General features: G+C 64.4%; 21 protein-coding genes. 20 read left to right on the forward strand and 1 reads right to left on the reverse strand.

Features of this window, described 5'->3' with window-relative positions; genetic code table 11:
• The first annotated feature begins 142 nt into the window (after positions 1-142).
• From metK to GJB56_RS07340, 4 genes are all read left to right on the forward strand, one after another.
• Entirely contained in the window at positions 143-1357 is a 1215-nt protein-coding gene (metK, locus tag GJB56_RS07320) for a methionine adenosyltransferase (protein ID WP_003944827.1), read from the forward strand.
• Positions 1358-1382: 25 nt separating this feature from the next.
• A complete protein-coding gene (locus GJB56_RS07325; protein ID WP_019748377.1) occupies positions 1383-3401 on the forward strand; it encodes a primosomal protein N' in 2019 nt (672 codons plus the stop codon).
• A 190-nt stretch (positions 3402-3591) separates the two neighbouring features.
• Positions 3592-4260 carry a PadR family transcriptional regulator gene (locus GJB56_RS31605; RefSeq protein ID WP_370627685.1) on the forward strand — a complete coding sequence of 223 codons (669 nt, stop codon included), beginning with the start codon at positions 3592-3594 and terminating at the stop codon, positions 4258-4260.
• A 94-nt stretch (positions 4261-4354) separates the two neighbouring features.
• A complete protein-coding gene (locus GJB56_RS07340; protein ID WP_019748380.1) occupies positions 4355-5374 on the forward strand; it encodes an esterase/lipase family protein in 1020 nt (339 codons plus the stop codon).
• Positions 5375-5416: 42 nt separating this feature from the next.
• Here GJB56_RS07340 and GJB56_RS07345 read toward each other — a convergent pair whose 3' ends face one another.
• Positions 5417-5623 (reverse strand): hypothetical protein, encoded by a 207-nt coding sequence (locus GJB56_RS07345; RefSeq protein WP_003944900.1) that lies wholly within the window; start codon positions 5621-5623, stop codon positions 5417-5419.
• Between the two features lie 288 nt (positions 5624-5911).
• On the opposite strand from GJB56_RS07345, the gene fmt reads away from it, so the two are divergent.
• The 16 genes from fmt to tpiA all read left to right on the forward strand — a co-directional run bounded on the left by fmt (position 5912) and on the right by tpiA (position 21871).
• Entirely contained in the window at positions 5912-6835 is a 924-nt protein-coding gene (gene fmt, locus GJB56_RS07350; RefSeq protein WP_019748381.1) for a methionyl-tRNA formyltransferase, read from the forward strand.
• The gene (locus GJB56_RS07355; protein WP_019748382.1) at positions 6832-8280 is read left to right on the forward strand and encodes an RsmB/NOP family class I SAM-dependent RNA methyltransferase; all 1449 of its coding nucleotides are present in this window, start codon (positions 6832-6834) and stop codon (positions 8278-8280) included. The genes fmt and GJB56_RS07355 overlap by 4 nt, the downstream gene beginning before the upstream one ends.
• Before the next feature lie 40 nt (positions 8281-8320).
• Positions 8321-8668 carry an MmcQ/YjbR family DNA-binding protein gene (locus GJB56_RS07360; protein WP_019748383.1) on the forward strand — a complete coding sequence of 116 codons (348 nt, stop codon included), beginning with the start codon at positions 8321-8323 and terminating at the stop codon, positions 8666-8668.
• A gap of 98 nt (positions 8669-8766) precedes the next feature.
• On the forward strand, positions 8767-9450 hold the full coding sequence (gene rpe / locus GJB56_RS07365) for a ribulose-phosphate 3-epimerase (protein WP_019748384.1): 684 nt from the start codon (positions 8767-8769) through the stop codon (positions 9448-9450).
• An 8-nt stretch (positions 9451-9458) separates the two neighbouring features.
• Positions 9459-10511 carry a bifunctional diaminohydroxyphosphoribosylaminopyrimidine deaminase/5-amino-6-(5-phosphoribosylamino)uracil reductase RibD gene (ribD, locus tag GJB56_RS07370; protein ID WP_113683614.1) on the forward strand — a complete coding sequence of 351 codons (1053 nt, stop codon included), beginning with the start codon at positions 9459-9461 and terminating at the stop codon, positions 10509-10511.
• Between the two features lie 5 nt (positions 10512-10516).
• The gene (locus GJB56_RS07375) at positions 10517-11125 is read left to right on the forward strand and encodes a riboflavin synthase (RefSeq protein ID WP_003944892.1); all 609 of its coding nucleotides are present in this window, start codon (positions 10517-10519) and stop codon (positions 11123-11125) included.
• A gap of 110 nt (positions 11126-11235) precedes the next feature.
• The gene (locus GJB56_RS07380) at positions 11236-12510 is read left to right on the forward strand and encodes a bifunctional 3,4-dihydroxy-2-butanone-4-phosphate synthase/GTP cyclohydrolase II (protein WP_003944833.1); all 1275 of its coding nucleotides are present in this window, start codon (positions 11236-11238) and stop codon (positions 12508-12510) included.
• The gene (ribH, locus tag GJB56_RS07385; RefSeq protein WP_003944999.1) at positions 12507-13004 is read left to right on the forward strand and encodes a 6,7-dimethyl-8-ribityllumazine synthase; all 498 of its coding nucleotides are present in this window, start codon (positions 12507-12509) and stop codon (positions 13002-13004) included. Before GJB56_RS07380 ends, ribH begins: the two co-directional genes overlap by 4 nt.
• Positions 13001-13474: a PH domain-containing protein gene (locus GJB56_RS07390; RefSeq protein WP_099697595.1), complete on the forward strand. Its 474-nt coding sequence runs from the start codon at positions 13001-13003 to the stop codon at positions 13472-13474. The genes ribH and GJB56_RS07390 overlap by 4 nt, the downstream gene beginning before the upstream one ends.
• 74 nt (positions 13475-13548) lie before the next feature.
• Entirely contained in the window at positions 13549-15741 is a 2193-nt protein-coding gene (gene uvrC / locus GJB56_RS07395) for an excinuclease ABC subunit UvrC (protein ID WP_019748387.1), read from the forward strand.
• A complete protein-coding gene (rapZ, locus tag GJB56_RS07400; RefSeq protein ID WP_003944872.1) occupies positions 15738-16637 on the forward strand; it encodes an RNase adapter RapZ in 900 nt (299 codons plus the stop codon). The genes uvrC and rapZ overlap by 4 nt, the downstream gene beginning before the upstream one ends.
• Complete coding sequence (locus tag GJB56_RS07405; protein ID WP_019748388.1) at positions 16634-17698, forward strand: gluconeogenesis factor YvcK family protein; 1065 nt, start codon at positions 16634-16636, stop codon at positions 17696-17698. Before rapZ ends, GJB56_RS07405 begins: the two co-directional genes overlap by 4 nt.
• Positions 17695-18672, forward strand: coding sequence for a DNA-binding protein WhiA (gene whiA, locus GJB56_RS07410; RefSeq protein ID WP_021344225.1), 978 nt, complete (start codon positions 17695-17697; stop codon positions 18670-18672). Before GJB56_RS07405 ends, whiA begins: the two co-directional genes overlap by 4 nt.
• A 158-nt stretch (positions 18673-18830) precedes the next feature.
• Positions 18831-19850, forward strand: coding sequence for a type I glyceraldehyde-3-phosphate dehydrogenase (gene gap, locus GJB56_RS07415; RefSeq protein WP_113683615.1), 1020 nt, complete (start codon positions 18831-18833; stop codon positions 19848-19850).
• Positions 19851-19867: 17 nt separating this feature from the next.
• Complete coding sequence (locus tag GJB56_RS07420; protein WP_019748389.1) at positions 19868-21079, forward strand: phosphoglycerate kinase; 1212 nt, start codon at positions 19868-19870, stop codon at positions 21077-21079.
• 6 nt (positions 21080-21085) lie between these two features.
• Entirely contained in the window at positions 21086-21871 is a 786-nt protein-coding gene (gene tpiA, locus GJB56_RS07425) for a triose-phosphate isomerase (protein WP_019748390.1), read from the forward strand.
• Positions 21872-21961 lie beyond the last annotated feature (90 nt).

The following is a 21961-nucleotide window of genomic DNA, read 5'->3' on the forward strand; positions in this document are numbered from 1 at the left end:
CACAAGGGTGTTGCGCAGGCGGTCCAACCGTTATCGTCGGCTCAGCCCCCAGCTAACAAAGCATGACAAAACGGTCACCGAACGGTGATTCGGATACTTCAATAAGCTGTAGTCAAGAACTCAGTCGTCGAGAGGGAGATCTGTGAGCAAGTCCGGCAGTCGGCTATTCACCAGCGAGTCCGTCACCGAGGGGCATCCGGACAAGATCTGTGACGCGATCAGCGACTCGATCCTCGACGCGCTGCTCACCCAGGACCCGCGCGCCCGCGTGGCCGTCGAAACTCTGGTCACCACCGGCCAGGTTCACGTAGCCGGCGAGGTCACGACCACTGCGTACGCAGACATTCCGAAGATCGTGCGCGACACGGTCCTCGAGATCGGCTACGACAGCTCGGCAAAGGGCTTCGACGGTAACTCCTGTGGCGTCAACGTCGCGATCGGCGCGCAGTCGCCCGAGATCGCGCAGGGTGTCGATCACTCGCACGAGGCTCGCGTCGACGGAATCAGCGACGACGAGATCGACCGTCAGGGTGCGGGCGACCAGGGCCTGATGTTCGGCTACGCCACCACCGACACGCCGGAACTGATGCCGCTGCCCATCGCGTTGGCTCATCGTCTCTCTCGCCGGTTGACCGAGGTCCGTAAGTCCGGCGTGCTGCCGTACCTGCGCCCGGACGGTAAGACCCAGGTCACCATCGAGTACGACGGTGACAAGGCTGTCCGTCTCGACACCGTGGTCATCTCCACCCAGCATGCCGCTGACATCGACCTCGACAACCTGTTGACGCCCGATCTTCGCGAGAAGGTGCTTCACTCGGTGCTGACCGACGTGAACCTCACCGATCTCGACACCTCCGATGTTCGTCTGCTGGTGAACCCGACGGGCAAGTTCGTCCTCGGTGGCCCGATGGGTGACGCCGGTTTGACCGGCCGCAAGATCATCGTCGACACCTACGGCGGAATGGCTCGCCACGGCGGCGGCGCGTTCTCCGGCAAGGACCCGTCAAAGGTCGACCGAAGCGCTGCCTACGCCATGCGTTGGGTGGCCAAGAACGCTGTTGCCGCAGGTCTGGCCGACCGCATCGAGGTTCAGGTCGCATACGCCATCGGCAAGGCAGCTCCGGTCGGACTCTTCGTCGAAACCTTCGGCACCGAGAAGACCGATCCGGCACGGATCCAGAAGGCGATCACCGAGATCTTCGACCTGCGTCCGGGAGCGATCATCCGCGACCTCGACCTGCTGCGTCCGATCTACGCGCAGACGGCGGCATACGGTCACTTCGGTCGCACCGACATCGACCTCCCGTGGGAGAGCACCGATCGCGCCGACAAGCTGCGTAGCGCAGCTGGTCTCTGATCACTGACGTACAGACGGGGCGCGGGTGGGCGCGGAAAGAGTAGCGGCAGAAGTCGATCCGGTCGCCCGGGTGCTGCCGATGCTCCCGCTCGCTCACCTCGACCGTGAATTCGACTACCTCGTTCCTCGTGAACTCGAAGCGGATGCGCAGCCCGGAGTCCGGGTGCGCATCCGCTTCGCTGGTCGTCTGGTGGACGGTTTCATCGTCTCGCGCGAGGCCACCAGTGACCATCAGGGGAAGTTCGGCTGGCTCGAACGCGTCATCTCGTCCGAGCGGGTCCTGACGGCCGAAATCGCGCAAGTCGTCGATCGTGTGGCGGAGCGTTATGCCGGAACCCGTGCTGACGTTCTCCGTTTGGCGGTACCGCCGCGCCACGCGAAGGTCGAGGCGGAACCGTGGGAGCCCGCCGAGCCGCCGTCCGCTCCTGAACCGATCGAAAATGGTTGGCATCTCTACAGATTCGGTGACGCCTTCCTGTCCGCGATTCGCGAGTCGAAAAGCCCGCGTGCGGTCTGGCAGGCGTTGCCTGGTGAAAACTGGCCACTGCGCCTGGCCGAATTGGCCGGGGCTGTAGCGGCAAGTGGCAAATCCGCGATCCTGGTTGTGCCCGATCAACGCGACCTGGACCGCGTCGTCGCCGCATGTACCGAACTCTCCGGAGCGGATGCAGTGGTGGGTCTGTCCGCAGGCCTGGGGCCGGCCATGCGATACCGAAGGTGGCTCGCTGCACTGCGCGGGACCGCCCGGATCGTCGTCGGCACGCGCAGTGCAGTTTTTGCGCCGACGCCCGAGACCGGTCTTGTCGTCGTCTGGGACGACGGCGACGACAACTTGTCCGAGCCGCGGTCGCCGTATCCACATGCCCGCGAAGTTGCCGTCCTGCGTGGCTACGTCGCCGGGTGCGCCGTCGTGATCGGTGGGTTCTCCCGTACGGCAGAATCGCAGGTACTCGTCGACTCGGGATGGGCGCACGATCTGGTCGCTACGCGGGACGTCGTTCGTGCTCACGCACCCAAGATCACCGCGCTTGCCGACAGCGATCAAGCCTTGGCCCGCGATCCGGGAGCCAGAGCGGCTCGTTTGCCCGCTATTGCATTCGCGGCCGCCCGGCGCGCTCTGGGTGAGGGCAACGGAGTCCTGGTGCAGGTGCCTCGGCGGGGGTACGTACCGACCCTGGCCTGCGGAAAGTGCCGTGCCCCGGCACGGTGCCGTCGGTGCAACGGCCCACTGGCTCTTCCCGCTGCGGCAGGTCCCGACGGCGCCGGGACACCGGCGTGCCGCTGGTGCGGGGTTGCCGATGCCGCCTACCGATGTCACGCGTGCGGGGCGAAAGCGTTGCGCGCGGTGGTGGTCGGTGCCGGCCGGACCGCCGAAGAACTCGGGCGCGCTTTTCCCGGTGTGAAAGTGGTTCTGTCCGGAGGCGGTGATGTGGTCAAGGAACTGCCACACGGGCCCGCGTTGGTGGTCTCGACGGTGGGTGCGGAGCCGGTGATGACCGGCGGCTACGGCGCCGCGCTCTTGCTCGACGGTTGGGCACTGCTCGGTCGGCCCGATCTTCGCGCCGCCGAGGAAACACTCAGACGCTGGATGTCGGCTGCTGCCATGGTGATTCCGCTGTCCGAAGGTGGTGAAGTTGTGGTTGTCGCAGACTCGGGTATCCCGACGGTGCAGGCGTTGGTCCGATGGGATCCGGTGGGGCACGCACAGTCTCAATTCGAGGAACGGGACGAGGTCGGCTTTCCTCCGGCCGTTCACATGGCTGCGATCGACGGTGGATCCGCAGCAATTGCGGAGTTGGTGGACTCAGCTGATCTGCCGGCAAGTGCTGTACTACTCGGACCAGTGGAATTGCCTGCGGGGGAGAGGCTTCCGTATTCCGGTGAGGACGAGAGCGGTGTCGCGCCGGAGCGAATGCTGGTCCGCGTTCCACGCAAGGACGGTCGCGGCCTTGCGGACGCTCTGGCACATGCGAGGGCCGCGCGCAGTGCGCGGAAGTCATCGGGTCCGGTCCGCATTCAGATCGACCCACGCCGCATCGGCTGATTTTCGAGTTCTCCAAGGCATGCTTGTGTGCAGCAAAAATGTTGCGCAACCCGATATGGCGATATATCGTCGAACTATCAACGATAGTGATGGAGGTTCGACAGTGGATGCAAGTTTCCCGAACGAGGGGATGTTCGGCCGACGCGGTTTCTTCGGCGGTTTCGGCCGTGAGCAACGGCCACCATTTGTGATGTGGGTGCCGACGGACGACGGCGCGCCGGGCGATGGTCCCGGCGATCGAGACGGTGGACGACGCGGTCGACCGCACGAGCGGCCGGGCTTCGGTGACATGCCACGCAGAGGCCATCGGCGGGGGCGTTTCGGTCCAGACGGCGGACCCGGCCCCGGCTTCGGTCCGGGCGCTCAGTTCGGTCGCGGGCGAGGACGTGGCGGACGAGGTCGTCGTGGAGATGTGCGCGCTGCGATTCTGTTGTTGATCGCGGAAGAGCCGATGCACGGCTACGAATTGATTCAGCAGATCGTCGAGCGCAGCGGCGGCGTCTGGAAGCCGAGTCCGGGTTCCATTTATCCCGCGCTGTCCCAACTCGAGGACGAGGGACTGGTCATCATCGAAAAGGTCGCCGGCCGCAAGACCGCCAAGCTGACCGAGGAAGGCGTCGCGTACGTCGAGGAGCATCGCGCCGATCTCGGGGCACCGTGGGATGACGTTCGTCTCAGCGTAGGGGAGCCGGAGCAGGACCTTCGTGAACTGATCGGCCAGCTGATGGGCGCGGCCGGTCAAGTGGCTGCTGTAGGCACACCAGCGCAGGTCAAGGCCGCAGCCGACGTGCTTGTCGAGGCGCGCAAGTCGCTCTACCGAGTGCTTGCCGGTGATGACGCCGATGAAGGCGGCAATTGAGACGTCGGATACCTACTGTTCGGTAGGGTATGCGCCCCGAAGTTTCTGGTGTTACGGTCAGCTCCCTCGTAGGATCAGAGCAGGAGCAGGAACAATGGCTGGCGTCAAACGGTCTGTGGGACTGACATTTTCGGTAGCAGTGGCGCTGCTGATCGGAGCACCGCCGGCGATATCGGCTGCCGCACCGACGCTCCCGTCTGCGAGTGCCGACGCGATGGACGTTCCTCTCGACATCGGTCCGGGTCAGGCGACTCGTTCCGTTGCCACGGCATATGCGCATGCTCATCCAGGATCCGCGCCTGCCGGGTCGAACGATTTCGGCTGTGAGCCTTCCGCCACGCATCCCCGACCGGTTGTACTCGCCCACGGAACCGACACCGAGGCGTACGCGGATTGGGCGGCCCTGTCGCCGGCACTGGCAGCTGACGGCTACTGCGTCTTCGCCCTCAATTACGGCGGTGCGATCGAAGACGAAGACGGGGACGTCGCACACGAGACTTACGGCGTCGGCGACATAGTCGGTAGTGCGACCGCATTCGGTTCTTTCGTCGATCAGGTGCTGACCGCGACCGGAGCGGACAAGGTCGACGTGATCGGCTACTCCCAAGGCGCGACGGTGACGCGGTACTACGTCAACAAAATGGGCGGCGACGCCTACGTCGATCATTGGGTCGGCTTGGCTTCGCCGACCTACGGCGGGGTGATGTTCGGGTTGGTTCCCATCGTCCGTGCGATCCCCGGCGGAGAAGACTTTGTCGAAGATGTCTTTTCGCGAGCTGTCCGCGAGCAGATGCAGGGGTCGGATACGTTGAACGCCCTCAACGACGGCGGCGATACCGTACCCGGAGTGCGCTACACGACTATCGGGTCCACTGTCGACGAGATGATCCAGCCGTCCTCGAACATCGCGCTCCGCGACGCCGGTGCAGAAAACATCGTCCTCCAGGATCTGTGCCCGTCGAACCTGACCGGCCACTTCCGCATGCCGTACGACCCCTACGTGATCGACGTCATCCGGACGGTCCTCGACCCCGATGCCGAGCGGCACGCTTCGTGCAGCGCGGTGCCGCTCGGCACGGATATTCCGCAAGTGGTCATCGACGCAAATTCGTGAGCTGCAAATTCGTGAGCACCGAGACCACGTGGGTCGGGATGTTTACTCGGCGAGCTTGGCAGTGGCCTGCGCCCACAGGAAGAACTTGTTCGTTCCGAGGTCGCGGACGGTCTTGATGTTGAACGCTGCCTTCAAATGTTCTGCGTCCGAATCGCTTACGCCGTTGAGTGCCGCGACCGGGGCGTCCGCCAATTCTTCGACGGACTTTCCTGCGTAGGCCTTGTCGAACTTACTGTCGATGCCTGCCATCTAAGTTCCTCCGTGTGATCGGTGTATCCCGTATCAGCCTCCGCCGAGTGGCGACGACAGAGACAGTCAATACCGAGGACCGGTGAATCTGCAGGGTTCTGATCAAAGAAATTGCTGAGAAAGTGGTTCGGTGTGGCGCGAGGTAGGTCGTAGCTCCCGCAGTCCTTAGACTGACAGTTCCACCCACCGACACATCCGGGAGCATTTTCGTGAGTTGCAGTCCACCGCGTTCGACAGGCCGATCGGCTGATCAGAGTCCGAAGAGCCCAACGAAACGGGAGAGCTGACATGCGCGTCGTGTTCGCCGGAACGCCCGAACCCGCGGTTCCTTCACTGCGGCGTCTCATCGAGTCCGCCAACCACGAAGTGGTAGCCGTCGTCACGCGTCCGGACGCTGTGGCGGGCCGCGGTCGCAAAGTCACCCGCTCGCCGATCGGTCTGCTTGCCGACGAGCACGGCATCCCGGTCCTGACCCCGGTCAAGGCGTCCGATCCCGACTTCGCAGCCGAACTCGCCCGCCTGGAACCGGACTGCGCACCCGTCGTCGCCTACGGAAACCTGTTGCCGCAGAACGTCCTCGACATTCCGAAACACGGTTGGGTCAATCTGCATTTCTCGCTGCTTCCGGCGTGGCGCGGCGCCGCGCCGGTGCAGGCCGCGATCAGTGCCGGTGACGAGGTGACGGGCGCCAGTGCGTTCCGTTTGGAAGCCGGCATGGATACCGGCCCCGTGTACGGAGTGATGACCGAGCGGATTCGCGACACCGATACGGCAGGCGACCTGCTCGGGCGTCTGGCGGAAAACGGCGCTGCCCTGCTCGAATCGGTACTCGACGGCCTGGAGGCCGGAGAGATCAACGCGGTTCCGCAGTCTGCCGACGGCGTCTCGTACGCCCCCAAGGTGACTGTGGACGCGGCCCGCGTGCGGTGGGAATTGCCCGCTCGCACGGTGGACCGGCACATCCGAGCAGTCACACCCGCACCCGGGGCCTGGACGATGATCGGTGATCTTCGAGTCAAGGTCGGCCCGGTCACCGTTACGGACGAGACCCTGGCAGTCGGTGAGATCTCGGTACGCAAGGATGGTCTGTACATCGGTACCGCGACCACCGCGGTACGACTCGGGCAGATTCAGCCCCCGGGCAAGAAATTGATGTCGGCAGGGGACTGGGCACGCGGTGCCCGACTCGACGCGGAGGTACGAGCACAGTGACCGAATCACGACGACCGGCACGGCGGACACAGGGTCCCGGAGCCAAGAATGCAACCGGCGGCAAGAACACCAAGCCGAAGCAGGCCAAGCGGCCGGATCCGGCAACCGCCGGGCTCGATCAGCCGCGCCTGGCTGCGCGCGACGTCCTGCGCGCGGTCCGTGAACGTGACGCATACGCGAACCTGGTTCTGCCCGGGCTCCTGCGTGACCGCAAACTCGACGCACGCGATGCGGCGCTGGCGACCGAACTCGCGTACGGCGCGGCACGTGCTCAGGGCCTCCTGGATGCGGTGATCGCGCATGCGGCGGGTCGGCCGATCGAAGAGATCGACGGAACCCTGCTCGATGTACTCCGACTCGGCTCGTACCAACTACTGCGTACTCGTGTCGCACCGCACGCTGCTGTTGCCACCTCGGTCGACCTCGTTCGCGCCGAAAACGGCCAGGGCCGAGCAGGATTCGTCAACGCGGTCCTGCGCCGTGTTTCCGAACGCACCCAGGACGAGTGGGTCGAGCTGCTAGCCCCGAAGGACCCGGTCGGCCGACTCGCCTTCGAGCACGCGCATCCCCTGTGGATCGCGCAGGTATTTGCCGACTCGCTCGGCGCTGCAGCCGGAGAGCTCGAAGACGTCCTGATCGCCGACGACGCCCGCCCCGCCGTGCACCTCGTCGCCCGCCCCGGTGAGATCTCCGCCGAGGAGCTCGCACTGGTGACCGGCGGCGAGATCGGGCCGTACTCGCCGTACGCCGTGCATCTCGACGGCGGTGACCCCGGACAACTCGAGGCGGTCCGCCAAGGCCTGGCAGGAGTGCAGGACGAGGGCAGTCAGCTGGTTGCCCGCGCCCTCAGCATTGCTCCTCTCGAAGGTGAAGACTCCGGACGCTGGCTCGATCTCTGCGCAGGTCCAGGAGGAAAAGCGGCACTTCTCGGTGCTCTTGCCGGCATCGAAGGTGGTCGACTCGACGCCGTCGAGCCGGTCGAACACCGTGCCGAGTTGATTCGCAAGACCACTCGCGAGCTTCCCGTGGACGTACACGTGGCGGACGGCCGCGAATCCGGGCTCGAACCCGGATACGACCGCATCCTCGTCGACGCTCCCTGCACCGGGTTGGGTGCGCTGCGTCGGCGCCCGGAGGCACGTTGGCGTCGCCAGCCGTCCGATGTGGCTCCGCTCGTGAAGTTGCAGCGTGAATTGCTTGCTGCCGCAATCGAACTGGTTCGCCCCGGCGGAGTGGTGCTGTACTCCACGTGCTCGCCGCACTTGTCGGAAACGCTGGCAGTGGTCGCCGATGCGGTGCGGCGTCATGGCGTCGTGGAACTCGACACCAAGGAATTGGTGCCAGGTGTCCCGGACGTCGGAGACGGATCGTCGGTTCAGTTGTGGCCGCATCGACACGGCACGGACGCTATGTTCATGGCCGCTTTGCGCAAGCCGCTGGCCTGATCGGATGACTTCTGGGCATCGGTAGTCGTATGGTGCCTACATGGTTACGTGGGAACAGGTTGTAGTACTGGGTTCGGCTCTTCCCTCCGTGGAAGAGTCGACCTCGTACAACACCCCGGCACTCAAGGTGGCAGGTAAAACTTTTGCGCGGCTCCGCACCGAAGCGGAGGGCGCTTTGGTCGTGATGTGCGGTCTGGACGAGAAGGAGGCGCTACTCGCCAGTGGCGAGGCGGCTTTCTTCACCACAGATCACTATCACGGGCACGGATCGATCCTCGTGCACCTCGAACTGATCGACGAGGTGCAGTTGGGCGAGATGCTCGAAGATGCGTGGCGGATCAAGGCGCCCGCCAAGGTGCGAAAGCTCCGCACCGTCGTCAAGAACTGATCGGATTTCACCGGCTCCGATGTGCATGCACGGTCGGCGATGAAGCACAGCCGATGTGCATGCACGGTCGGCGATGAGTCACAGCTAAACTCGGCGGCGTGGCTTCCCCGATGATTGCACCGTCCATTTTGTCCGCAGATTTTGCTCGACTCGCCGATGAAGCGACTGCCGTGTCCGGCTCCGACTGGCTTCACGTCGACGTGATGGACGCGCATTTTGTTCCCAATCTCACGCTGGGTCTGCCGGTGGTCGAGAGTCTGCTGAAGGCGACGGACATTCCTCTCGACTGCCATCTCATGATCGAGAATCCGGAGCGCTGGGCGCCGCCGTACGCCGAGGCCGGTGCGTACAACGTCACGTTCCACGCCGAGGCCACCGACGACCCGCGTTCGGTTGCCCGCGATATTCGTGCAGCTGGTGCCAAGGCGGGGCTGAGCATCAAGCCTGGAACCCCGATCGACGACTACCTGGAAATTCTCAAGGACTTCGACACCCTCTTGATCATGAGCGTCGAACCCGGATTCGGTGGTCAGTCCTTCATGCCTCAGGTGCTCGACAAGGCACGCGCAGTTCGCAAGCTCGTCGACTCGGGTGAGCTGACGCTCCTCGTCGAAATCGACGGCGGCATCAACGCTTCCACGATCGAGCAGGCCGCTGAAGCAGGGATCGACTGCTTCGTCGCCGGTTCGGCGGTGTACGGGGCGAGTGATCCCGGTGAGGCGGTGCGCAAGCTCCGCGCGCAGGCCGCCTCGGCGTCGCCGCACCTGACGCTGTCGGTCTGAGCCGCTCGATGGCAAAGGGTGGACAGGCGTCGACGGCTGATCTTGACGCCGCGATGCAGATTGCGCTGGCCGCAGCCGATTCTGCGCGCGGATTCACCAGCCCCAACCCGCCGGTCGGCGCTGTCATCCTCGCCGCCGACGGCACCATCGCGGGCGTCGGTATGACGCAACCGCCCGGTGGACCGCACGCGGAGGTCGTGGCTCTCGACGAGGCTGGCGATGCGGCACGTGGTGGAACGGCCGTGGTGACACTGGAACCGTGCAATCACCAGGGGCGAACCGGCCCTTGCTCGCAGGCATTGATCGACGCCGGGGTCTCGGCGGTCGTCTACGCAGTCGGTGATCCCAATCCCGAGGCTTCCGGCGGCGCAGCGACGCTCATGCGAGCTGGAATCAGCGTCACCGCCGGACTGCGAGCACCCGAGGTGGAAGCTGGTCCACTGCGAGCCTGGCTGCACAAACAGCGCACCGGTCGCCCGCACATCACGTGGAAGTACGCGGCCAGTCTGGACGGGCGCAGCGCCGCCGAGGACGGAACGAGTCAGTGGATCACCGGTCCGCAGGCGAGGGCGCGCGTGCATGCTCAGCGGGCGCAGATCGATGCGATCGTGGTCGGCACCGGCACCGTGTTCGCCGATGATCCATGGCTGACGGCGCGTCAGCCCACCGGTGAGCTAGCGGCGCATCAGCCCGTACGCGTCGTCGTCGGAAAGCGTGAAATACCTTCGACGGCAAGCGTTCTCGATGACACCGCACCGACTCTGTTGCTCAACACCGACAACATCGACGAAGTTGTCGAGGCGTTGGGGGAGTACACAGACGTACTGCTCGAGGGTGGGCCCCGTCTGGCCGGAGCATTCCTCGCCGCCGGATATGTCGACGTCATCGAGGCGTACATCGCTCCGATACTGCTCGGCGCGGGCGCTTCCGCGCTCGTCGATGCCGGAGTGCACACCATCACCGACGCTCACCGATTCCGTTTGGAGTCCGCGGTAACGATCGGCCCCGATATTTTGTTGAGTCTGGTTCCGGAGAGTTCTGCTCCGGGGAACGAGGAGTAGGGCGCGTGTTCACAGGAATTGTGGAAGAACTCGGCGAAATTGTCGCCAAGGAAGAACTGGTCGATGCTGCACGCTTCACGGTGCGCGGGCCACTGGTCACCTCCGACGCCGGTCACGGCGATTCGATCGCGGTCAACGGCGTGTGCCTGACGGTCGTCGATGTGCTTGCCGACGGTTCGTTCACCGCAGACGTCATGCAGGAAACGCTGAACCGCTCGAGCCTGGCGAAGTTGGATGTCGGCTCTCGCGTCAACCTCGAGCGCGCCGCGGCGCTGAACAGTCGACTCGGCGGCCACTTGGTTCAAGGGCACGTCGACGGAACTGGCCACGTCATTTCCCGCTCGCCTTCCGAGAACTGGGAGGTAGTGCGGATCGCACTGCCGGACTCCATTTCCCGATACGTGGTGGAGAAGGGTTCGATCACTGTCGACGGAGTCTCGCTGACGGTCTCCGCGCTGGGTGGCGACCGCGGGTTCGAGTACTTCGAGATCTCGCTGATCCCGACAACGCTCGAGTTGACGACGCTCGGAACCGCTGTGGTCGGTACGCCGGTCAACCTCGAGGTGGACGTGATCGCCAAGTACGTCGAGCGGCTTCACTCTGCCGGTCGGTAGGACCAGGCTGATCGGACCCGTCCGATTGGTCGTAGGGTTGTCAGTGCATCCGTCGGATGCACTTGTTGTATTCGATGATGTTAAAAGTCAAGACTTTGGAGTGCGAGCACGTGACCAGGTTCGACAGTATCGAGCGCGCAGTAGCAGATATCGCTGCAGGTAAAGCTGTTGTCGTCGTGGACGACGAGGATCGCGAGAACGAGGGCGACCTCATCTTCGCCGCCGAGAAAGCCACCCCGGAACTGGTGGCGTTCATGGTCAGGTACACCTCCGGCTACCTGTGCGTGCCGCTCGACGGTGACGATTGCGATCGGCTGGGCCTGCCCCCGATGTACGCCACCAACCAGGACAAGCACGGCACCGCCTACACCGTGACCGTCGACGCCCGCGAAGGAATCGGTACCGGCATCTCGGCATCGGACCGCGCTGCGACGATGCGTCTGCTCGCAAACCCCGAATCCGGTGCCAACGATTTCACTCGTCCCGGCCACGTCGTTCCGCTCCGCGCGAAGGAAGGCGGAGTGCTGCGTCGTCCGGGCCACACGGAAGCTGCAGTCGACCTCGCCCGCATGGCGGACCTGCGTCCCGCCGGCGTCATCTGCGAAATCGTCAGCCAGAAGGACGAAGGCGCGATGGCTCAGACCGACGAGTTGCGAGTCTTCGCCGACGAACACAACCTTGCTCTGATCTCGATCGCGGACCTCATCGCATGGCGTCGCAAGCACGAGAAGCACGTACTGCGCATCGCCGAGGCCCGCATCCCCACCCGCCACGGTGAGTTCACCGCTGTCGGCTACACCAGCATCTACGACGAGGTCGAGCACGTTGCGCTGGTGCGCGGCGACATCGCAGGCCCCGACGGAGACGGTAGCGACGTACTCGTCCGCGTTCACTCCGAGTGCCTCACCGGCGACGTCTTCGGTTCGCTGCGGTGCGATTGCGGCCCACAGCTCGACGCCGCACTGGACATGGTCGCCCAGGAAGGCCGCGGCGTTGTCCTGTACATGCGCGGACACGAGGGTCGTGGCATCGGCCTCATGCACAAGCTGCAGGCCTACCAGCTCCAGGACGCCGGTTCCGACACAGTCGACGCCAATCTCGAACTCGGGCTACCGGCGGACGCCCGCGACTACGGCATCGGTGCGCAGATCCTCGTCGATCTGGGGATCTCGTCGATGCGTCTGCTGACCAACAACCCGGCCAAGCGTGTGGGTCTGGACGGCTACGGCCTGCAGATCACCGATCGCGTTCCGATGCCGCTGCGCGCGAATGCGGAGAACCTCACCTACCTGCGCACCAAGCGAGATCGGATGGGTCACGATCTGATCGGACTGGACGAGTACGAGGCGAACCAGAACACCGCACAGCCGGGAACCGCACTGTGAGCGGCGAAGGTCAGCCGCAGCTCGCGATCGCCGAGGCCAAGGATCTGAAGCTGGCGATCGTTGCCGGGCAGTGGCACGCGACGATCTCCGAGGCTCTGATCGCCGGCGCGCAGCGCGTCGCGCAGGAGGCACAGATCAAGGACGTGACACTGGTCCGTGTCGCCGGTGCGATCGAACTGCCGGTCGTTGCGCAGGCATTGGCGCGCACGCACGACGCCGTCGTCGCACTCGGTGTTGTCATCCGCGGCGGCACGCCGCACTTCGAGTACGTGTGCGACGCGGTCACCGCGGGCCTTACACGCGTCTCACTCGACGAAAGCACTCCCGTGGGGAACGGTGTCCTGACCACCGACACCGAGCAGCAGGCTCTTGACCGTTCGGGGCTGCCGGGTAGCGTCGAGGACAAGGGCGCACAGGCCTGCGCCGCCGCACTGGACACCGCAGTGACCCTGCGCCATCTCCGAGCACCATGGACCGAGGATTCGTTTCGATGAGTACACCCGGCGACAACGAGAACTGGGAACTGATTGCGTCACCGCGTAAGTCGACGCGATACGCGATCGGAGTTGCTGTCCTCCTGGTGATCGTTCACGTCACACTTGCACTCCTGCTCCGCCAGGGGTCCACCGGCGTGTACTTCCGAGCCGCGGACCAACTTGCGATGGCAGGCATCGGCACCATTCTGGCTCTCGGTGTACTGATGTTGACGCGGCCCCGGGTCAAGGTGGGCAAGCAGGGAATCGCCGTACGAAACATCTTGGGCGAGAAGATGGTCGACTGGGATCTGTTCGAGGGACTCTCGTTCCCCGACGGCGCCGCCTGGGCACGCATCGAATTGCCCGACGACGAGTACATGGCAGTGATGGCGATCCAGTCCAACGACCGTGAGTACGCCGTCGACACGGTCGGCAAGTTCCGCGAACTGGCCGACCGCTACGCACCGGTCGCGCACAAGAGCAACTGACGTCTTCCGACCGGTTCGGTGCCCGCATCCTGCGCGTTTCCGAGTCGGTCGGTGGCGGCGACTAACCTGAAACCGTGCCGGATCCCTCGACTTACCGCCCCGCTACCGGAACCATTCCGGCTGCGCCGGGCGTCTACAAATTTCGCGATCCGCATGGTCGGGTCATTTACGTCGGAAAGGCGAAAAGCCTCCGTTCACGTTTGAACTCGTACTTCGCGGACGTCACGACACTTCATCCCCGTACTCGGCAGATGGTGACCACCGCCGGCAGCGTCGAGTGGACCGTCGTCAGTACCGAAGTCGAAGCGCTTCAGCTCGAGTACAACTGGATCAAGGAATTCGATCCGCGGTTCAACGTGCGGTACCGCGACGACAAGACGTATCCGGTTCTCGCCGTGACGCTCAACGAAGAGTTCCCGCGGCTGTTCGTCTACCGCGGTCCGCGGCGCAAGGGCGTCCGCTACTTCGGTCCCTACTCGCATGCCTGGGCGATTCGCGAAACACTCGATCTGCTGCTGCGAGTGTTTCCCGCACGAACGTGCTCGTCCGGAGTCTTCAAACGACACAACCAGATCGGCCGGCCGTGTCTGCTCGGTTACATCGACAAGTGCTCGGCGCCCTGCGTCGGACGAGTCAGCGCCGAGGAGCATCGTCAGATCGTCGAAGATTTCTGCGACTTCCTCGCCGGCCGCACGGACAAGCTGGTCAAAGATCTCGAAAAGCGCATGCAGCAGGCTTCCGAGGACCTCGATTTCGAGACTGCAGCCCGTCTGCGTGACGATATCGGGGCTTTGCGCAAGGCGCTCGAGAAGCAGGCCGTCGTACTCGGTGACGGCACCGACGCCGATCTCGTAGCCTTTGCCACCGATGATCTCGAAGCCGCCGTTCAGGTGTTCCACGTGCGCGGCGGACGCGTGCGGGGTCAGCGTGGATGGGTCGTGGAGAAGGCAGGCGATGCCATCGACTGGGCCGCACTCGACGCCGAGTCCGACCTGCCGATCCTGGTCGAGCAGTTCCTCACCCAGTTCTACGGTGAGCAGGCGGCACTCGACCCGGGAGCGGGCTCCGAGGCCGGGATCAGCGCCGTTCCCAAGGAAGTTCTCGTGCCGGTCCTGCCCGCCAACGCGACCGAGATCCAGGCGTGGCTGAGCAAGCTTCGGGGATCGCAAGTGCAACTGCGGGTTCCGCAACGCGGCGACAAGAAAGACCTCGCCGAAACGGTCCAGCGAAACGCGAAAGAGGCTCTGGCGCAGCACAAGCTCAAACGCGCCGGTGATTTCACCTCGCGTTCTGCGGCGCTTCAGGGCATCCAGGAAGCACTGGACCTGGACTCGGCTCCGCTACGAATCGAATGCATCGACATCAGTCATGTCCAGGGAACCGACGTCGTGGCGTCACTGGTCGTGTTCGAAGACGGGCTCCCGCGTAAGTCGGACTACCGCCATTACGCGATCAAGGAAGCTGCCGGCGACGGTCATTCCGACGACGTGGCGAGTATCGCCGAGATCACTCGCAGGCGGTTCCTCCGACACAACCGCGACCTGGGCATTCTCGCTGCGTCGGCGTCGACCATGGACGCGGACGGTGGGGATCTGGCTCCCGAAGCGGCGATCGACCCGGCGACGGGCCGGCCTCGGCGGTTCGCCTATCCACCCAATCTGTTCGTCGTGGACGGCGGCGCCCCCCAGGTCACGGCCGCAGCGGCGGTCCTCGACGAGCTGGGGGTCACCGACGTCGCGGTAGTCGGCTTGGCCAAGCGACTCGAAGAGGTGTGGGTACCGGGGGAAGAAGATCCGGTCATCCTTCCCCGAACGAGCGAGTCGTTGTACCTCCTGCAACGCATCCGAGACGAAGCCCACCGCTTCGCGATCACGTTCCATCGCAGCAAGCGCTCGAGGCGGATGACGGCTTCGGCTCTGGACTCGGTCAAGGGGCTCGGTGAAACTCGCCGTACTGCTCTGGTGGCTCACTTCGGTTCCGTGGCGAAGCTGAAAACGGCAACGGTCGAGGAGATCATGCAGGTCCCCGGTATCGGTGAGACCACAGCCACAGCAGTTCTGGCCGCACTCGGCACGGATTCGGCTGCAGCCGATGCGGGTGCTGAAGCTCGAGCGCTGCCAGCCGCGGTAGGGGATGATGAGCTGGACAAGGAATCCGAATCGTCTGTTACCTCTGCTGACGCGCCAAGCGCCGAATCCGGTAGCGGTGACGAGGGCTCCGAGTCGCGAGAATTGTCCATGCCGACGACGGGGCCGAGTGCACAGTGACTACCGACAGCGCCAAAGACAGTCGAACGATGGATTTCCTGCTGGTGACGGGATTGTCCGGAGCCGGTTTGAGTACCGCTGCCAAGGTGCTCGAAGACCTCGGCTGGTATGTCGCGGACAATTTGCCACCTGAGCTCATTTCCCGGATGGTCGGTCTGAGCTTGACCTCCGATCCGCCGGTCGATCGTCTCGCCGTCGTGATCGACGTGCGGAGTCGACTCTTCACCGGCGATCTCGGGTGGGTGCTCACCGAACTCGAGGCGGAGCCGATCCACACTCGGGTGCTGTACCTCGAAGCGTCCGACGACGTGTTGATCCGACGGTTCGAACAGGTTCGCCGCAGTCATCCGTTGCAGAACGACGGCATCGACGGCACGTTGTCCGAAGGGATCGCAGCCGAGCGTCGGCAGTTGGCCGTGGTGAAGGCGGCCGCCGATCTGGTCATCGACACGTCGGCGCTGAAGGCACATCAGTTGCGTCAGAAGATCGAAACGGCGTTCGGGAACGATGCCAACCGCACGATGAAGGTGACGGTCCAGTCGTTCGGATTCAAGTACGGCCTGCCGATGGACGCCGATCTCGTCTGTGACGTTCGATTCCTGCCCAATCCCCACTGGATCCCTGAACTTCGCCCGCACACCGGTCAGGATGCCGACGTCCGCGACTACGTGTTGTCCCGCGAGGGTGCGGAAGACTACCTAGACACCTACCGACATCTGGTCGATTTGACGATCGCCGGATATCGGCGAGAAGGAAAGCGCTACATGACAATTGCGGTCGGGTGTACCGGCGGTAAGCACCGAAGCGTGGCCATGTCCGAAGCTCTCGCGAGGCGTTTGGGTTCCGAGGACGACATCTCGGTCAGCATCGTGCACCGGGATCTGGGGCGCGAATGAGTGAACCGACACATAGCTCGCGGGAGAAGCCAGATGGGCCGGCCATCGTCGCGCTCGGCGGCGGGCACGGATTGTTCGCCACGCTCCAGGCCGTCAGACGCCTGACGGTCGACGTCACCGCAGTGGTCACGGTCGCCGACGACGGTGGTTCGTCGGGCCGGCTGCGCGCCGAACTCGGCGTCATCCCGCCCGGTGACCTCCGGATGGCGCTCGCGGCTCTCGCGTCGGACGAACCCGAGATAGTCGACTGGACTCGGACCATTCAGCATCGCTTCGGCGGTGTCGGCGCACTTGCCGGGCACTCGGTGGGCAATCTCATCCTGGCCGGACTCACCGAGGTGCTCGGCGATCCGGTCGTCGCGCTCGACGAGATGGCGCGACTGCTGCGAATCCGTGGCCGCGTGCTGCCGATGTCGCCGATCGCGCTCGAGATCGAAGCCGACGTTCAAGGACTCGAAGAGGACCCACGCGTCAGCCGCTGCATTCGTGGACAGGTCGCCGTCGCGACCACGCCGGGCAAGGTTCGGCGTGTGAGACTGCTCCCGTCCAATCCGCCCGCGTGTCCCGAGGCTGTGACTGCGATCGATCGTGCCGATCTCGTGGTTCTCGGCCCGGGATCGTGGTTCTCGAGCGTGATCCCGCACGTACTGGTACCCGAACTTGTCGAATCACTGTCGTCGACGAATGCTCGAAAGGTGCTGGTGCTCAATCTCGCACCCGAGCCGGGGGAGACCGCCGGATTCTCCGCAGAGCGTCACCTGCACGTACTCTCCCAACACGTGCCCGATTTTCGGGTCGACTACGTGGTGGTCGACTCGGCGTCGGTACCGGCCGGGCGTGAACGTGAACATCTGCAGCGTGCGGCGGATCAATTTTCAGCCGAAGTCAGGTACGCGGATGTCGCGGACACCTCACCGGGCGCAGCGCATGTACACGATCCGGCAAAACTGGCCGATGTACTGGCTGAACTGTCGAGCAGTGCGGCAGTAGGGGATTCGACACAGTCTTCCCTGCAAGAACAGCAATCCGAAGAACAGAGGGAGAACGCTTCGTGGCAATGACAGCGGAGGTCAAGGACGAACTGAGCCGGTTAGTGGTGACTCAGGTCAGCTGCCGCAAGGCAGAGGTCTCCGCGTTGCTGCGCTTTGCCGGTGGGCTCCACATCGTCGGCGGCCGGGTGGTCGTCGAAGCAGAGGTGGATCTGGGCTCTACGGCGCGACGTCTGCGCCGGGAGATTTTCGACCTGTTCACCTACAGTGCCGATGTTCACGTACTCAGTGCGGGCGGGCTTCGAAAATCCGCTCGCTACATCGTGCGTGTGGCGAAGGAGGGTGAGGCCCTCGCGCGCCAGACGGGACTGCTCGATCTTCGCGGGCGCCCGGTTCGCGGCTTGCCTGCGCAGGTCGTCGGCGGAAGTGTCGGCGACGCCGAAGCAGCTTGGCGCGGTGCGTTCCTCGCGCACGGTTCCCTGACCGAACCCGGCCGTTCGTCGGCGCTCGAAGTGAGCTGCCCCGGCCCGGAAGCTGCACTTGCTCTGGTCGGAGCTGCGCGGCGTCTGGGGATCTCGGCGAAGGCACGTGAGGTTCGCGGAACGGATCGTGTGGTGATCCGCGACGGTGAGGCCATCGGCGATCTCCTGACCCGAATGGGAGCCCAGGACACACGCCTGGTGTGGGAGGAGCGACGGATGCGACGCGAGGTCCGCGCCACCGCCAATCGTCTCGCCAATTTCGACGACGCAAACCTGCGACGCTCTGCTCGCGCTGCCGTTGCGGCTGCTGCGCGCGTCGAGCGTGCGTTGGAGATCCTCGGCGAGGACGTGCCCGATCACCTCGCGGCGGCGGGCGCACTGCGCGTTGAGCATCGGCAGGCGTCCCTCGAAGAACTCGGCCAGTTGGCCGACCCGCCGATGACCAAGGACGCCGTTGCCGGACGTATCCGTCGCCTGCTGTCCATGGCTGATCGCAAGGCGAAGGAAACGGGCATACCCGACACCGAATCCGCAGTGAATGTGGAGCTACTCGAAGAGGGGTGACCTGCCCTCCGTCAGGGTGGGCTGCGCACGTTCGGGCCACGCGCATTAGGGTATGAGTCACATCGACCGATGAACCCCACGTCCGCGTCGTGCACACACGGATTCGGAGTATGCGTGGGTCAAGTTGCACACCAGAATCATGGTCAAAGGAGCGAATTGTGACTGTCCGGGTTGGCGTAAACGGTTTCGGCCGTATCGGACGTAACTTCTTCAGGGCGGTGGATGCGCAGAAGGCGCTCGGAACCACCGATATCGAGATCGTGGCAGTCAACGACCTGACTGACAACGCGACGCTCGCTCACCTGCTGAAGTACGACTCCATCCTCGGCCGTTTGCCGTACGACGTGTCGCTCGACGGTGACGACACGATCGTCGTCGGCGATCAGCGCATCAAGGCCCTCGCACACCGCGGCCCGTTGAACGAGCTTCCCTGGGGCGAGCTGGGCGTCGACGTCGTCGTCGAGTCCACCGGCATCTTCACCGACGCCGCAAAGGCCAAGGGACACCTCGAAGCCGGCGCCAAGAAGGTCATCATCTCGGCTCCGGCCAAGGGTGAAGACATCACCATCGTCATGGGCGTCAACGACGACAAGTACGACGGCAGCCAGAACATCATCTCCAACGCGTCGTGCACCACCAACTGCCTCGGCCCCATCGCCAAGGTTCTCGACGACGAGTTCGGCATCGTCAAGGGTCTGATGACCACGATCCACGCGTACACCCAGGATCAGAACCTGCAGGACGCTCCGCACGCAGACCTCCGTCGCGCCCGCGCAGCTGCCCTCAACATCGTTCCCACCGGCACCGGTGCAGCCAAGGCAATCGGCCTGGTTCTCCCGCGGCTGCTCGGCAAGCTCGACGGCTACGCACTGCGCGTGCCGATCCCCACGGGCTCGGTCACCGACCTCACCGCGAACCTGAAGAAGTCGGCTACCGCCGACGAGATCAACGCCGCGATGAAGGCCGCTGCCGAAGGACCCCTCAAGGGCATCCTGAAGTACACCGACGCACCGATCGTCTCCTCGGACATCGTCACCGACCCGCACTCGTCGATCTTCGACTCGGGTCTGACGAAGGTCATCGACGACCAGGTCAAGATCGTTTCCTGGTACGACAACGAGTGGGGCTACTCCAACCGCCTCGCCGACCTCATCGGCCTCGTCGCCAAGTCTCTCTGAGCGGAGTTTCGATAACAGTGGCAGTTCAGACGCTGAAGGATCTGCTGGACGCTGGGGTCGAGGGGCGCACCGTACTGGTGCGTTCCGACCTCAACGTCCCGTTGGATGGCGGAGAAATCACGGACCCGGGCCGCATCGTCGCGTCCGCTCCCACCCTGCGGGCACTTGCCGAGGGTGGAGCGAAGGTCATCGTGACCGCGCACCTCGGGCGCCCCGACGGTCAGCCCGATCCCAAGTTCTCCCTCGCACCGGTTGCTGCGAAGTTGGCCGAAATCCTCGGTCGCAACGTGCAACTCGCCGGTGACGTAGTGGGACAGGACGCGCTGGCTCGTTCCGAAGGACTCACCGATGGCGACGTCCTGATGCTCGAGAACATCCGTTTCGACCCTCGCGAGACCAGCAAGGACGAAGCCGAGCGGGTCAAGCTCGCCAAGGCTCTCGTCGAGCTGGTCGGTGACGACGGCGCATTCGTCTCCGACGGATTCGGTGTTGTTCACCGTAAGCAGGCGTCGGTCTTCGACGTCGCGAAGCTGCTCCCGCATTACGCCGGTTACCTGGTCGGCGCCGAGGTCGAGGTGCTCGCCAAGCTCACGCAGGACGCTGCGCGTCCGTACGCGGTGGTGCTCGGTGGCTCGAAGGTCTCGGACAAGCTGGCCGTCATCGAGGCACTGGCACCGAAGGTCGACACTCTGGTGATCGGCGGCGGAATGTTCTACACGTTCCTCGCGGCTCAGGGTGTCTCCGTGGGCAATTCGCTGTGCGAAGAGTCCATGATCGAGACCTGCAAGGGTCTCCTCGACCGGTACGCCGACGTCATCCACATCCCTCAGGATGTTGTCGTCGCGGACTCCTTCTCGGCCGATGCCGAGTCGAAGATCGTTCCGTTCGACAAGATTCCCGACGGCTGGATGGGACTGGACATCGGACCGGAGTCGGTCAAGCGCTTTGCCGCGATCCTGACCGGCGCCAAGACGGTGTTCTGGAACGGCCCGATGGGCGTGTTCGAGTTCCCGAAGTTCGAGGCAGGCACCCGCGGTGTCGCCGAGGCAATCGTGGAGGCAACCGAGAAGGGCGCCTTCAGCGTCGTCGGTGGCGGCGACTCTGCAGCAGCCGTTCGTCAGCTCGGTATCCCGGACGAGGGCTTCTCGCACATTTCCACCGGTGGTGGCGCTTCCCTCGAGTACCTCGAGGGCAAAGAGCTGCCTGGCATCGCAGTTCTGGAAGGCTGATCCGACATGGCACGTAAGCCGTTGATCGCCGGCAACTGGAAGATGAATCTGAACCACCTCGAGGCTATCGCCCTGGTGCAGAAGATCGCTTTCTCCTTGCCTGCGAAGTACTTCGACAAAGTGGACGTCACGGTCATCCCGCCGTTCACCGACATCCGTAGCGTCCAGACGCTGATCGAGGGCGACAAGCTCCTCCTCACGTACGGCGCGCAGGATGTCTCGGCTCAGGACTCGGGTGCGTTCACGGGTGAGATCAGCGGCTCCATGCTGGCCAAGCTCGGATGCACCTTCGTCGTGGTCGGCCACTCGGAGCGTCGCACCCTTCACGGTGAGACCAACGAGACCGTCCTCGCCAAGACCAAGGCCGCTCTCAAGAACGGCCTCACGCCGATCGTGTGCATCGGTGAAGGCCTCGAGATCCGCGAAGCGGGCGATCACGTTGCCTACAACGTCGACCAGCTCAAGGGTTCATTGGCGGGCCTGAGCGCGGAGGAGATCTCCAAGATCGTCATCGCGTACGAACCTGTCTGGGCCATCGGCACCGGCCGGGTCGCTTCTGCCGCCGATGCACAGGAAGTGTGCGCTGCGGTACGAGCAACAGTTGCCGAACTTGCCGACGCCGAGGTCGCAGCCGGCGTTCGCGTTCTGTACGGCGGCAGCGTCAGCTCCAAGAACGTCGGAGAGATCGTCGGCCAGACTGACGTCGACGGCGCTCTGGTCGGCGGCGCGTCGCTCAAGGCTGACGAGTTCGCGACACTGTCTGCGATCGCTGCAGGCGGTCCACTCCCGTGATGTGATCGGGTCGTGAGCTGGAAACTGCAGGACACTGTTACTGCATGACACTGAACTGCGGGCGTGTGACCGAGTAGGTCACACGCCCGC

This window comes from Rhodococcus sp. AQ5-07, from assembly GCF_009707305.1.
Classification (GTDB): Bacteria; Actinomycetota; Actinomycetes; order Mycobacteriales; family Mycobacteriaceae; genus Rhodococcus_F; species Rhodococcus_F erythropolis.